General features: G+C 63.3%; 10 protein-coding genes. 6 read left to right on the forward strand and 4 right to left on the reverse strand.

Annotation, left to right across the window (positions count from 1 at the left end; all coding sequences use genetic code 11):
- Nucleotides 1-7: 7 nt before the first annotated feature.
- From coaE to AC5RU9_RS06460, 4 genes are all read left to right on the forward strand, one after another.
- The gene (gene coaE, locus AC5RU9_RS06445; protein WP_494015793.1) at nucleotides 8-1246 is read left to right on the forward strand and encodes a dephospho-CoA kinase; all 1239 of its coding nucleotides are present in this window, start codon (nucleotides 8-10) and stop codon (nucleotides 1244-1246) included.
- 29 nt (nucleotides 1247-1275) lie between these two features.
- Entirely contained in the window at nucleotides 1276-3375 is a 2100-nt protein-coding gene (gene uvrB / locus AC5RU9_RS06450) for an excinuclease ABC subunit UvrB (RefSeq protein WP_494015794.1), read from the forward strand.
- Between the two features lie 165 nt (nucleotides 3376-3540).
- A complete protein-coding gene (locus AC5RU9_RS06455; protein ID WP_211712608.1) occupies nucleotides 3541-4569 on the forward strand; it encodes a TerC family protein in 1029 nt (342 codons plus the stop codon).
- A 28-nt stretch (nucleotides 4570-4597) separates the two neighbouring features.
- Nucleotides 4598-5947: an MFS transporter gene (locus tag AC5RU9_RS06460; RefSeq protein ID WP_494015795.1), complete on the forward strand. Its 1350-nt coding sequence runs from the start codon at nucleotides 4598-4600 to the stop codon at nucleotides 5945-5947.
- A gap of 7 nt (nucleotides 5948-5954) precedes the next feature.
- Here the strand turns inward: AC5RU9_RS06460 and AC5RU9_RS06465 are convergent, their stop codons facing one another.
- From AC5RU9_RS06465 to AC5RU9_RS06480, 4 genes are read right to left on the reverse strand one after another with little or no spacing between them, the layout of a single operon-like run.
- Complete coding sequence (locus AC5RU9_RS06465; RefSeq protein ID WP_494015796.1) at nucleotides 5955-7292, reverse strand: alpha/beta fold hydrolase; 1338 nt, start codon at nucleotides 7290-7292, stop codon at nucleotides 5955-5957.
- A complete protein-coding gene (locus tag AC5RU9_RS06470) occupies nucleotides 7285-7797 on the reverse strand; it encodes a GNAT family N-acetyltransferase (protein WP_494015797.1) in 513 nt (170 codons plus the stop codon). The genes AC5RU9_RS06465 and AC5RU9_RS06470 overlap by 8 nt, the downstream gene beginning before the upstream one ends.
- A gap of 13 nt (nucleotides 7798-7810) precedes the next feature.
- Nucleotides 7811-9202, reverse strand: coding sequence for a CoA transferase (locus AC5RU9_RS06475; RefSeq protein ID WP_494015798.1), 1392 nt, complete (start codon nucleotides 9200-9202; stop codon nucleotides 7811-7813).
- An 11-nt stretch (nucleotides 9203-9213) separates the two neighbouring features.
- Nucleotides 9214-11748: a DEAD/DEAH box helicase gene (locus tag AC5RU9_RS06480; RefSeq protein WP_494015799.1), complete on the reverse strand. Its 2535-nt coding sequence runs from the start codon at nucleotides 11746-11748 to the stop codon at nucleotides 9214-9216.
- 70 nt (nucleotides 11749-11818) lie between these two features.
- Here AC5RU9_RS06480 and AC5RU9_RS06485 point away from each other — a divergent pair, with 70 nt between their 5' ends.
- Together AC5RU9_RS06485 and AC5RU9_RS06490 are read left to right on the forward strand one after the other, a co-directional pair.
- The gene (locus AC5RU9_RS06485; protein ID WP_494015800.1) at nucleotides 11819-12595 is read left to right on the forward strand and encodes a trans-aconitate 2-methyltransferase; all 777 of its coding nucleotides are present in this window, start codon (nucleotides 11819-11821) and stop codon (nucleotides 12593-12595) included.
- Between the two features lie 154 nt (nucleotides 12596-12749).
- Nucleotides 12750-13130, forward strand: coding sequence for a GntR family transcriptional regulator (locus AC5RU9_RS06490; protein WP_494015801.1), 381 nt, complete (start codon nucleotides 12750-12752; stop codon nucleotides 13128-13130).
- Nucleotides 13131-13170: the final 40 nt, after the last annotated feature.

Raw genomic sequence — 13170 nt, forward strand, 5'->3', positions numbered from 1 at the left:
TTGAGTGGTGTTGAAGATTGGGCTGACGGGCGGCATCGCCTCGGGAAAATCGCTGGTTGCATCACGGCTGCAGGAATTGGGCGCTGTCCTTGTCGACGCTGATGCCCTCGCACGGCAGGTGGTGGAACCTGGCACTCCCGGCTTGGAACGGGTGGTGGAAGCATTCGGTCAGGGGATCCTCGACCAGGACGGCAGGCTGGACCGGCCTCAGCTTGGCTCCATAGTGTTCCGGGACGTCGGGCAGCGGGAAGTGCTCAATGGCATCATCCATCCGCTGGTCCGTGAAGCAGCCGCGGCAATTGTCACAGCGGCAGGAACCGGTGACATCGTGGTGCAAGACATTCCGCTGCTGGTTGAGACAGGGCAGGGCAGTAACTTCCACTTGGTGTTGGTGGTTGATGCGCCGGATGACGTCCGCTTGCAGCGCATGGTGGAGTTCCGCGGAATGACGCCGGAAGACGCCCGCTCCCGCATGGCGGCACAGGCCACGCGCCAAGCGCGCAATGCTGCCGCTGACGTGTTGCTTTCCAACGCAGGCACGCGGGAGGAACTCCTGGCCCAGGTCGATGCCCTCTGGGAGCAACGGTTGGTGCCGTTCGCGGAGAACCTTCGACGTGACGTGCGGGCCTCCAGGCCAGGCGCGGCTGTCATGGTCCCGGCCGACGCCACCTGGAGCGCACAGGCCGAGCGGCTCGCGGCCCGCATTGCGGCGTCCGCACCGGGGGAGATCATCGCGGTGGACCACATAGGTTCGACGTCGGTGCCCGGCTTGGCCGCCAAAGACGTCATCGATCTCCAACTTGCCGTGACCGACCTGAAGACGGCGGACCGGATTGCGCCATTGCTGACCGCCGCCGGCTATCCGGCCGTGCCACATGCCAACGCGGACACGCCAAAATCCACCGATCCGGATCCACGGCAGTGGGAGAAGAGATTCCACGCCAACGCGGACCCTGGGCGCCCAGTGAACCTGCACGTGCGGGTGGCGGGATCTCCCGGGTGGCGTTACGCCCTGCAGTTCCGTGACTGGTTGCGGGCCGAACCATCGGCACTGGCCCTGTACGAGGCGCACAAACGGGAACTGGCAGCCAAGCACGCTGAAGACCACGGCACCGCGGCCTACGCGGATGCCAAGGAGCCTTGGTTCACCGATGTCGCCTGGCCGCTCATGAATGAGTGGGCGGACCGCACGGGCTGGCAGCCGCCGTCGTATTCGTCTTCCGCTGATGGCAAACGCGGACAGTAGTTGTCCTGGGGCGGGGGTAGATTTGATTCATGAGCCTTGCCCAGGAAATCAACCGTGTCGTCGCACCTTTCGAAGTGATCAGCGAGTTCAAACCTGCCGGTGACCAGCCAGCCGCCATCGCTGAACTGACGGAACGCATCAACAACGGCGAGAAGGACGTTGTCCTCCTTGGCGCCACAGGTACGGGCAAAAGCGCTACGACGGCGTGGCTCATCGAGCAGGTCCAGCGACCCACCTTGGTGATGGTCCAGAACAAGACCCTCGCGGCTCAGTTGGCCAATGAATTCCGTGAACTGCTGCCCAACAATGCTGTGGAGTACTTCGTTTCCTACTACGACTACTACCAGCCGGAAGCTTACGTAGCGCAGACAGATACCTTCATCGAGAAGGACTCCTCCATCAACGAGGAAGTCGAACGGCTGCGCCACTCCGCCACCAACGCCCTCCTCACCCGACGTGATGTCATCGTGGTGGCTACGGTGTCCTGCATCTACGGCCTGGGAACGCCCGAAGAATACATCGCCGGGATGGTCACCCTCCGCAAGGGAGCGGAGATGAACCGGGACCACCTGTTGCGGAGATTCGTTTCCATGCAGTACACCCGCAACGACATGGACTTCCACCGGGGGACGTTCCGGGTGCGCGGCGACACCGTGGAAATTATCCCGATGTACGAAGAACTGGCCATCAGGATCGAATTCTTTGGCGATGAAATCGAGAACATCCAAACCCTGCATCCGCTGACCGGAGAAGTCCTCCGGGAGGAAGAGGAAATGTACGTGTTCCCGGCGTCCCACTACGTGGCCGGGCCGGAACGGATGGCACGTGCCATCAAGCGGATCGAAGACGAACTTGCCGACCGCTTGAAAGTCCTTGAGGGGCAGAACAAGCTGGTGGAAGCGCAACGCCTCCGGATGCGCACCACATACGACCTCGAAATGATGCAGCAGATGGGCTTCTGCAACGGCATCGAGAACTATTCGGTGCATATTGACGGCCGCGCTCCCGGGACGGCACCCCACTGCCTGCTCGACTACTTCCCGGACGACTTCCTGCTGGTCGTGGACGAGTCCCACGTGACCATTCCACAAATCGGTGCCATGTACGAAGGTGACATGTCCCGCAAGCGCAACCTGGTGGACTTCGGTTTCCGGTTGCCGTCCGCCATGGACAACCGGCCCCTGAAGTGGGACGAGTTCCTGGAACGGATCGGCCAGACGGTCTACCTCTCCGCAACCCCGGGCAAGTACGAGCTCGGCAAGGCCGATGGCTACGTCCAGCAGATCATTCGCCCCACGGGGCTCATCGATCCCGAGGTAGTGGTCAAGCCCACCAAGGGCCAGATCGACGACCTGCTGGGCGAGATCAGGACCCGCACCGAAAAGAACGAACGCGTCCTGGTGACCACCCTGACGAAGCGGATGGCGGAGGACCTCACCGACTACCTGGTGGGCCACGGCGTCAAAGTGGAATACCTCCACTCCGATGTCGACACCCTGCGGCGCGTCGAACTGCTCCGCGAACTCCGCATGGGGGTCTTCGATGTACTGGTGGGCATCAACCTGCTCCGTGAAGGCCTCGACCTGCCCGAAGTCTCCCTGGTCAGCATCCTGGACGCTGACAAAGAGGGCTTCCTGCGTTCCTCGACGTCCTTGATCCAGACCATTGGACGTGCTGCACGTAACGTTTCAGGGCAGGTGCACATGTATGCGGACCGGATTACGGACTCCATGGCCCACGCCATCGAGGAGACCAACCGTCGCCGTGCCATCCAGGTCCAGTACAACACCGACCACGGCATCGACCCCCAGCCGCTCCGCAAGAGGATTGCCGATATCACCGACCAGCTGGCCAAGGAAGATGCCGACACCCAGGAGCTGCTGAACAACAACCGGCTGGCCAAGGGTGCCAAGCGGGGTAAGTCCGCCGCCAAGGGTGCCGCCACGGTCCGGCAGGACGGGCTTGCTGCAGCTCCCGCTGAGGACCTGGTGGGACTCATTGAGCAGCTCACGGAGCAGATGCACGGGGCCGCGGCTGAGTTGCAGTTCGAAGTGGCTGCCAGGATCCGTGACGAGGTCAAGGAGTTGAAGCGCGAATTGAGGCAGATGCAGACCGCAGGCCACGCCTAAGGTAAGGTTGGAGGCACGTAGGGGAGTATCCCAAGCGCTAAGTCCGTCAGCACGCAAGGCATGGTTGCCTCGCCGGGCCTAGCGGGTCGCCATGTCAGAGCATTGAGTCTCCAGGCGGCCGGAGAGACTTACACCGCTTTCACGTACCCTGCGAAAGGCCCTTAAATGGAGCTCCCTGTCTGGTTCGAGGTCGGCTCGTTCGTCGTCCTCGGAATTATTCTGCTGATTGACCTCCTGCTGGTCGTCAAGCGCCCCCACGAACCCTCAATGAAGGAAGCCGGCCTCTGGGTCGCTTTCTATGTGGCTTTGGCCATGGTGTTCGCCGGAGCAATGTTCTACTTCACCGGCCCGGAGTACGGCAGCCAATTCGTCGCGGGTTGGGTTACCGAGTACAGCCTGAGCATCGACAACCTGTTTGTCTTCATCATCATCATGGCCCGGTTCGCGGTGCCCCGTAAGTACCAGCAGGAAGTGCTGATGGTGGGTATTATCATCGCGCTGGTCCTTCGCGGAATCTTCATTGCCCTCGGTGCCGTCGTCATCGAGCAGTTCAGCTGGGTCTTCTACATCTTTGGCGCTTTCCTGCTCTGGACCGCCTGGAAGCAGGCCAAGGACTCCGGTGAAGACGAGGAAGAAGGCGCCGAGAACCCGCTTATTGCGCGTCTGCGCAAGGTCCTGCCCATGTCCGAGAAGTTCGACGGCGGCAAGTTGCGAACCACTGTTAACGGCAAGAAGGTCTTCACCCCCATGCTGATCGTCTTCGTGACCATCGGCCTGACAGACCTCCTGTTTGCTGTCGACTCCATCCCGGCGATCTTCGGGCTCACCCAGAGCGCCTTCATCGTGTTTACCGCAAACATCTTCGCGTTGATGGGCCTGCGCCAGCTGTACTTCCTGCTCGGCGGCCTGATGACCCGACTGGTCTACCTGAAGCACGCACTTTCAGTGATCCTGGCGTTCATTGGCGTGAAGCTCGTCCTCCACGCCATGCACGTCAACGAACTTCCCTTCATCAACGGCGGCCACCACATCGAGTGGGCTCCGGAGATCCCCACCTACGTATCGCTCGCGGTCATCGTCGGAACCATCATTGTGGCCGTCGTCGCCAGCCTCCTGAGCCCGGCAGCACGCAAGGCCCAGCTGGATGCCAGGCTGGAAGAGGACGCACGAAAGAGCCTGAGCGAAGCCGAGTAACCGGCTTGGATCGTTGTAGTCTCATGAAGTGAACACCACTTCGACGACGGCGCTGGACCCTCAACGGGTCCAGCGCCGTTCCGTTTTCCTCCTCAGCTCTGCCCAACTCCTCAGCGGAGTCGGCAATGGAGCCACGTTGTCCATTGGTTCATTGCTAGCCGTGGACCTGTCCGGTTCCGAAGCCTGGGCGGGCTCGATCACCACGGTACTGACCTTGTCCGCAGCGATCGCAGCCTTACCGTTGGCGCGGTTGGCCGAGTCGCGTGGCCGCCGGGTAGGTCTCGTGACTGGTCTGGTGGCAGCCATGGCCGGTGCGCTCCTCATCATCCTTTCGGTGATGAGCCAGTTGTTCGTTGTGTTGTTGTTGGGCGCGGCCTTCCTTGGCCTCGGTACTGCAGCGAACCTCCAGGCGAGATTCGCCGCCGTCGACCTCGCTGAACCCGAACGCCGTGGCCGGTCACTCTCAACGGTGGTCTGGGCGATCACTATCGGGGCGGTCGCCGGGCCGAACCTGATTCAGCCTGGCGCTGCGGTCGGAGCGGCCCTGGGCCTGCCACCGATCGCTGGACCGTTCGTGTTTTCCGCCGCGGGGCTGCTGCTGGCAGCCATTCTGCTTTTCGTCGGTTTGCGGCCGGACCCCTTACTGCTGGCCCGCCGCTTGGCCGCCGACGCCAGCGGGCCAAGCGCTACGGGGGAGAAGCCCGTCAGGGGCACCATCGGATCCGGCCTGCGGGCTGTCCGTTCGTCCCCGCAAGCGATGCTGGCGCTCACGGCCGTGGTCGCCGCCCACGGGGTGATGGTGGCTGTCATGTCCATGACGCCGCTGCACCTGCAACAACTCCTGGGCGGATCACATCAGGGGCACCACGGAGGCACCACCGACAGCACGGACGCCCTGGTGGTTATAGGCGTGACCATTTCGCTGCACATAGCGGGCATGTTTGCCTTGTCGCCCCTGTGGGGCTGGCTGACGGACAAGGCCGGACGACTAAAGACCATTGCGCTGGGACACGGCCTCTTGTTGCTGGCAGTGTTCATCCCCGGCTTTGGCCAGCACGAGCCCGTCCTGGTGACCAGCGGACTGATCCTCCTCGGCTTGGGCTGGTCCGCAGCCACCATTGCCGGCTCAACGCTGTTGGCAGAGAGCGTCGCACCAGGCCAACGGGTCACAGTGCAGGGCGTATCGGACACGCTGATGGGTGCTGCCGGGGCGGTGGGCGGTGCCACCTCCGGGCTGCTCCTGGCGTGGATCGGTTACCAGGGCCTCAACGTCGCTTCCAGCATTGTGGCTGCAGCGGTACTGGTCCTGGCCGGCGTTGCGGCCCTTCGGGGACCACTCCGCCCAGCCGGACACTCCCGAGACCAAGCGATTCAGTAACTCAGATCTAGCGGGCAGCCCGGACCATGCCCAGCAACCGACCGAAGATGCCCTCCCCGTCCTCGCCAATGCCATCATGGTGGAAGTCCGGGGTAACCCACGGCTGGAGCCCACGCACGGCGGCCGCCGTCTCCAGGGAAAGGTCATGGTCCACGTAGATATCGTCCCTGTACACTGCCGCCGCAACCGGGACAGTGTTGGCTGCCAGCCTTCCGGTGTCGTACAAAGGCTTCCAGTCCTTCTTGCTGGCCAGCAGACCAGCGACCTCGCGCAGTGGGACGAGTGATGGATCCTGCTCGAAGTACCACGGATACACCATTTCGCCGGTGAGCAGCGGCTCTGTGGCGTCCGGCTCAAATTCCGGGTACTCGCGCAGCACCCTCCAAGCGGCCCAGTCCGTGGCTTCTTCCTGGCCGTAGATCGATTCGTGCATCACGGCGTAAAGGGGATTGGTTCCCCTGCTCACCAGCGCCCGCACCTGTTCGAGGAAAGACTCAGATAGCCGCTGCCCGGCGCCCGTCTCGATGAACGCGTCCTCCAGGAGGTAGTGCAGCGAATCAACCCTGCTGTTGCCACCCAGGAACGACCCCACCATCTGGAACCGCTCCGGTGTCAGGCGTTCACCGCTCGCCAGGAACTCCGGTTGCTGTTCCAAATGACGCACAATCCGGGTCACGAGTTCCCGGTCCTCGGGATACCACGAGAAGTATTCGGCGTTGCGGGCCGCGACACGTCGGAAGGTAGCGCGGTAGACGCGATCGGCCGGACCCTGGAGAGGGGCCAGTCCGCCGGTGATCAGTACTTCCCGCAGCCCTTCGGGCGCGAAAGACAGATACGTCAAAGCACAGAACCCGCCGAAGCTTTGGCCCAGGACGGTCCATGGCCCGGAGTCCAGGACCGCGCGGATGTGCTCAGCGTCGGCAACGATGGAATCCGCCCGGAAATGCGTCAGGTACTCTGCCTGCGCCTCCGCGTCTCCCCGCCGTTCCAGGCTCTGCCGCTCGATGGGCGTGGACAATCCCGTCCCGCGTTGGTCGAGCATCAGGATGCGGAAATCCTTGGCGGCGGCCTTCATCCATCCGGAGAGGGAGGTGATCCTGTTGCCCCGGCCACCCGGCCCACCCTGGAGGTACAGCAGCCAGGGCAAACGGCTGGCTGTCTCGGGCGTGTGCTCAGCGGAGGAATATTCACGGGCGAACACCGAAATCGTCTCGCCGGAGCCGCCTTCGCTGTCGGTGTCATGGTCCAGGGGGACCGTGAAGTAGTGCTCCACGGACCGGATCCCACGGAATTCGTGGCGGGCTCGGATGCTGTGGCCGTTGTTTGGCCGCACCTTTTCAGCCACGGGCGAGTGCCTGGTTGATGTGGCCGTCGTTTGCGCCGAACGCTTCAAGTGCGTCACCTGTCAGGCGGAATGTTGACCATTCCGCCATGGGGAAGGCGCCGAGGTTCTTATAGAAGTTGATCGAGGGTTCGTTCCAGTTCAGGACACTCCACTCCACGCGCGCATATCCACGTTCGACGGCGGTCGCGGCCAGATGCTGCAACAGCGCCTTGCCGTGGCCTTCGCCGCGCGCGTCCGGAACCACGTAAAGGTCCTCCAGGTAGATGCCGTGGACCCCTTCCCACGTGGAGTAGTTCAGGAACCACAAAGCGAAGCCCTGCACCGTGCCGGCGGAATTCTCGGCGATAGTGGCGTAGACACGGGGGTTCTCGCCAAAGAGGACATCCGTGAGCATCTCAGGGGTGTTCTTGACGGCGTCCGGTTCCTTTTCGTAGATCGCAAGATCGTGGATCATACGCAGGATTGCGGGGACGTCTTCAACGGTGGCGGGGCGGATTACACTCATGGCATCGAGCTTACTAGGGGAGATCGGCCTGCCGCCGCCACGCCAACGCTGACGATCCGTACTGTACGGGCGGCTCCCGGTACATGAGCTGCGTGCCTTCCACCAGGAGGGGTGGCCCCACGAACCTGAGGGTGCCATAGGGGCTGTCCGTGACCAGGAACTCGGGCTCCGGCAGGGGATTGGCTGCACCATCTCCGTGGACCGGGGGAAGTTCGAAAAGTTGCTCGGCGGTACGTGCCAGTGACATGGTCGCCGATCCACCACGTCCGGTCCGTAGCCGTTCGCCCAGCAAGGCGATGACGGCAGCAGCCAGGCCGTACCCCGTGGCATGGTCCAGGGCCTGGACCGGCAAGGCGCCGGGTTTCCACCCTGCGTCGTCCGGTTGTCCATGCCGTTCGGCGATCCCGGTGGCGGCCTGCACCAGACTGTCGAATCCACGCCGCCCCTGCCACGGTCCCCCGCGGCCCCACGCGGTCAAGGTGGCAACGACGAGGCCGGGCCTGCTCGCCAACAGCGCACCGGGCGCCAGCCCGAAACGGTCCAGGCCGCCGTCGTGGTATCCCGTGACCACAACGTCGGCCGAAGCAACCAGCCCGTTGATGATGCCCAAGTCCGTCGTCCGGCCAAGATCTGCCTCGGCGCTTCGCTTATCGAAACCTGAATCGACGAAAGCGTCCGTCAATTCCGGAAGCTGGGGCGGGTCGATGCGTAGTACGTCCGCGCCGAGGGCACCCAGGAGACGAGTTGCGGTGGGGCCGGCGATGACACGGGTCAGGTCCAGCACCCTGAGGCCGTCCAACGGCAGCTGTGGGTTGCCGGCAGGAAACCAGGCCGTGCCAGGCGAGGCCGCAGCATGCTCAGCCGAAGGTTCGACGTCGATCCAGTCGCCTGAGGCCGCTGCCGGACGCATCGGCGAGGCGAGCCATTCGGTGCGGCTCCGGACGGCCGCAGCCACGCCCATGCTGGCCACGATCGCTGCCTCGGCCTCCAGGGAGGTCATCGACAAGAGCGCCCGGTCCACGTCTTGTGGGCCCCTGGCTGAAAGGGCTTCCAGCAAGCGCACCGCATGGTGTGGATAGTTGGCGTGAAGGCGGATCCAGCCATCAGCTGTGCGCCGGAAGCCTGACATCGGAGCGAAACCCATCGGTTTCTGACCATCGATTCGCAAGTATCCAAGTGAATCGAACGAGGCTGCCGTAGGACCGGCGGCCACGGAGTACCTGTCGGCGGAGCCGGTCAGTGCGTTAAGTGCAGTTGCCACCGCCTGGACGGAGCCGAGCGCCAGGCCTTCCACATCCAATGCACCGCCCCACCACCGGCGCGGGCCGTCCCAAGGGGCAGGAGGCACTTCACTGAATGCCCCTAGTTTCCGCAGGCCTGCACCGAGGTCGGGGATGGTTCCCATGGGATTCCCGTTCAGAGCCTGTTGACGTCCGTCACGCGGACCACGGCGGTGCCGGACTCATCAGAAGCTGCTAGGTCCACTTCGGCCGAAATGCCCCAGTCGTGGTTGCGTGCCGGGTCATCGAAAATTTGCCGGACCTTCCATGTGCCGGGCTCTTCGGTAATGATGAGCAAGCCCGGTCCGCGGGCGTCGGGCCCGGTGCCGATGTCGTCGTGTTCGTCAAAGTAGTCGTCCAACACGTCTTCCCAACGCCCGGCATCCCAGCCGGCATCGGCGTCGAGCTCGCCCAGGGCGTTGGAATCCTCGTCCGCGAAAAGTTCCACCCTGCGGAACATCTCGTTACGGACCATCACCCGGAAGGCCCTGATGTTCGAGGTCAGCGACGGAGGCGGAGGCGGGGGAGCGTCATGCGGTGTCGGCGCAGCCCCGGAGGTGAGCTCTTCCCATTCATCCAGCAGGCTCGAATCCACTTGGCGGACCAGTTCGCCCAGCCAGGCGATGAGATCTTCAAGATCCTCGCGGAGCAGGTCCTGGGGAACGGTCTGCCGGAGGGCCCGGAAACCGTCCGCCAGATAGCGGAGGACGATGCCCTCCGAACGCGCCAAGCCGTAGAACTGGACGAACTCCCCGAAGTTCATGGCCCGCTCATACATGTCGCGGATGATCGATTTCGGTGCGAGCTCAAAGTCGCCAACCCAGGGGGCTGCCTTGCGGTACACCTCGAAGGCCTCGCCGAGGATTTCCGCCAACGGCATGGGATAGGTGACTTCGTCGAGCATCGCCATGCGCTGGTCGTACTCGATACCGTCAGCCTTCATGGCCGCAACCGCTTCGCCGCGTGCCTTCTTCTGCTGCGCGGAAAGTATCTGTCGCGGCTTCTCCAGCGTCGACTCGATGACGGAGACAACGTCCAGGGCGTACGACGGCGACTCCGGGTCGAGCAGTTCCAACGCAGCAAGGGCGAAGGGGGACAGCGGCTGGTTCAGGGCAAAGTTTGCCTGCAGGTGAACGGTGAGGCGTACCGAACGTCCTTCAGCCTCTTGCTGGTCCTCCGGGATCCGTTCAACAACTCCTGCTGCCAGGAGTTCACGGTAGATCCCCAAGGCTTTCTTCATCAGCTTCAGCTGCGCGGGGCGGCTCTCATGGTTTTCGCTGAGAAGCCTGCGGGTTGCCTGGAAGGGGTCGCCAGGACGTTCCATAAGGTTCAGCAGCATCGCGTGGGTGACGGTGAAGCTGGACGTCAGCGGCTCCGGTATGGACTCCACCAGCTTGTTGAAGGTCGGCTCGCCCCAGGAAACAAACCCCTCCGGAGGCTTCTTCTTGACCACCTGGCGCAACTTCTTTTGGTCATCCCCAAACTTGGCCGTGGCCTTCGCCATGGCTTTGGTGTTCTCCACCACGTGCTCGGGAGCCTGGACCACCACCGTACCTGCAGTGTCGTAGCCTGCGCGGCCTGCACGGCCTGCGATCTGGTGGAACTCGCGGGAGTTCAGCGGCCGGGTTCGTACGCCGTCGTATTTGCTGAGTGCCGTCAACAGCACGGTGCGGATGGGTACGTTGATGCCGACGCCCAAAGTGTCAGTGCCGCAAATAACCTTCAGGAGTCCTGCCTGGGCGAGCTGCTCCACCAAACGGCGGTACTTGGGAAGCATTCCGGCGTGGTGGACACCGATGCCGTGGCGGACCAGCCTGTTGAGGGTCTTACCGAATCCGGCGGCAAACCTGAAGCCCGCGATGAGTTCAGCGATCCGGTCCTTCTCGTCACGGCTGCACATATTGATGCTCATGAGGTTCTGTGCGCGTTCGATGGCTTCAGCTTGGCTGAAGTGGACCACGTACACCGGAACCTGCTTGGTGGCGAGCAGGTCCTCCAGGGTCTCGTGCACAGGTGTCACCTGGTAGTAGTAGTGCAGCGGGATGGGGCGTTCCGCGGAGCTCACAGTGGTGGTGGAGCGGCCGGTGAGTTCCGTCAGGCCGGCCTCGAAGCGGGTGACGTCGCCCAAAGTGGCTGACATGAGGAGGAACTGGGCCTGGGGGAGTTCCAGCAATGGAACCTGCCACGCCCAACCGCGTTGCGGGTCGGAGTAGAAATGGAACTCGTCCATGATGACGGAGCCTAATTCCGCAGAAGCCCCCTCGCGGAGGGCGATGTTGGCAAGGATTTCCGCGGTGCAGCAAATGATCGGCGCGTCCTGGTTCACGCCGGAATCACCCGTGATCATCCCCACGTTCTCCGCGCCGAAAATGTCGCACAGGGCGAAGAATTTTTCCGATACCAGGGCCTTGATGGGAGCCGTGTAGTAGCTTCGCTTGCCCCGCGCCATGGCTTCGAAGTGAGCCGCGATGGCCACCAGCGACTTTCCGGAACCTGTGGGGGTGGCGAGGATGACGTTGGCGCCGGCGGCGAGTTCCATGATCGCTTCATCCTGCGCCGGGTACAGCTGAAGCCCGCGGCTTTCCGTCCACTCCACGAACCGTGTGTAAATTTCGTCCGGGTCCAGGGGACCGGTGTCGGCGGAACCGGGAAGCTGCTCAAGAAGTTTCATTGGTTTCCAGCTTAGTGCCCGTACGGTTTAGGCTCGGCCCAGCAAGGATGCCAGACGCGAGGAGGCTCTAATGAAGTGGGACCCGTCCAAGTACACCGAGTTCGGTAATCATAGGGACAGGCCGTTCCATGACCTCGTGGGGAGGATTCAGGCCAACGACCCGCGGAAGGTGGTGGACCTCGGTTGCGGTCCCGGAAACCTGACGGCGACGCTGGCCCATCGATGGCCGGAGGCCCACGTGGTAGGCGTTGACTCCTCGGCAGAGATGCTCCGCAAAGCGGAGTCGCTGGCGAAGCAGACCCCGCAGCTGGAGTTCGAGTCCGGCGACATCGCCCGCTGGGAACCGGATGCGGATACCGATGTGGTTGTCACGAACGCCGCGCTCCAATGGGTACCGGGCCACCAGGACATGGTGGCTGCTTGGCTGCGCGACCTCAAACCCGGCGCCTGGTTCGCCATGCAGGTACCGGGAAATTTCACTTCTCCGTCCCATGCCCTGATGCGCGGACTGGCAGAGTCGCCGCGATGGTCGCCCCGGCTGACTGGAGTCCTTCGGCACGATGGCGCTGTAGGCAGTCCTGCGGACTACTTGGGAATAATGCTCGACGCCGGATGCGCGGCCGACGCTTGGGAGACCACCTACCAGCAGGTATTGACCGGCGAGGACCCGGTCCTGGAATGGGTGCGCGGCACGGGCTTGCGGCCTGTGCTGGCGGCTTTGTCCGCGGAGGAAGCCGCAGACTTCGAGCAGGAATACGCCGCGATGCTACGCGAAGCTTATCCGGCCACGAAACACGGGACGGTTTTTCCCTTCCGGCGGATCTTTGCCGTCGCGCGGAAGAACTGAACCCTGGATTGCAACCGATTCCAGCAGCCAACAGTTTCCTACGCCGGACCGGCTTGTCCCGTACCGGCGTCGCTGGTCTAATTTTCGACATGGACCATGGACGTTTCGAACTACACACGCCCCGCACGACGCCGGTGACCGGCCGGAGTTACTGATGACTCCCACAGGCGAGTTCCCCGGCACCTGGCGGCCCCACACCGGGAGCGCCGTAGCGCTCTTTGAACAGTTGCGCCTCCGGATCATCGAACTGGTTGACTCCGGAGTCCTTGCGGTCGGGGCGAAGCTTCCTCCGGTCCGCAATCTTGCGGGTGCGCTGGATGTTGCACCGCATACAGTGGCCCGCGCGTACAAGGAGCTGGAAGCGGCGGGCGTGGTAGCTACCCGGGGACGGAACGGAACTGTCGTCTGTGCACGGGACGACCGATGGGGAGCGCTGGCCGGAGTCGCAGCAGAATATGCGGCCGCCGCGAAGGCACAGGGCGCTTCCTTCGCTGAAGCCGTGCAGCTTCTGGCAGCCGCCTACGACGCTGACTGATACCGATCAGTAGCGTGTGAGGCACGACATGGAAATTCGA

The sequence above is a fragment of the Arthrobacter sp. B0316-5-4 genome (genome assembly GCF_059090325.1).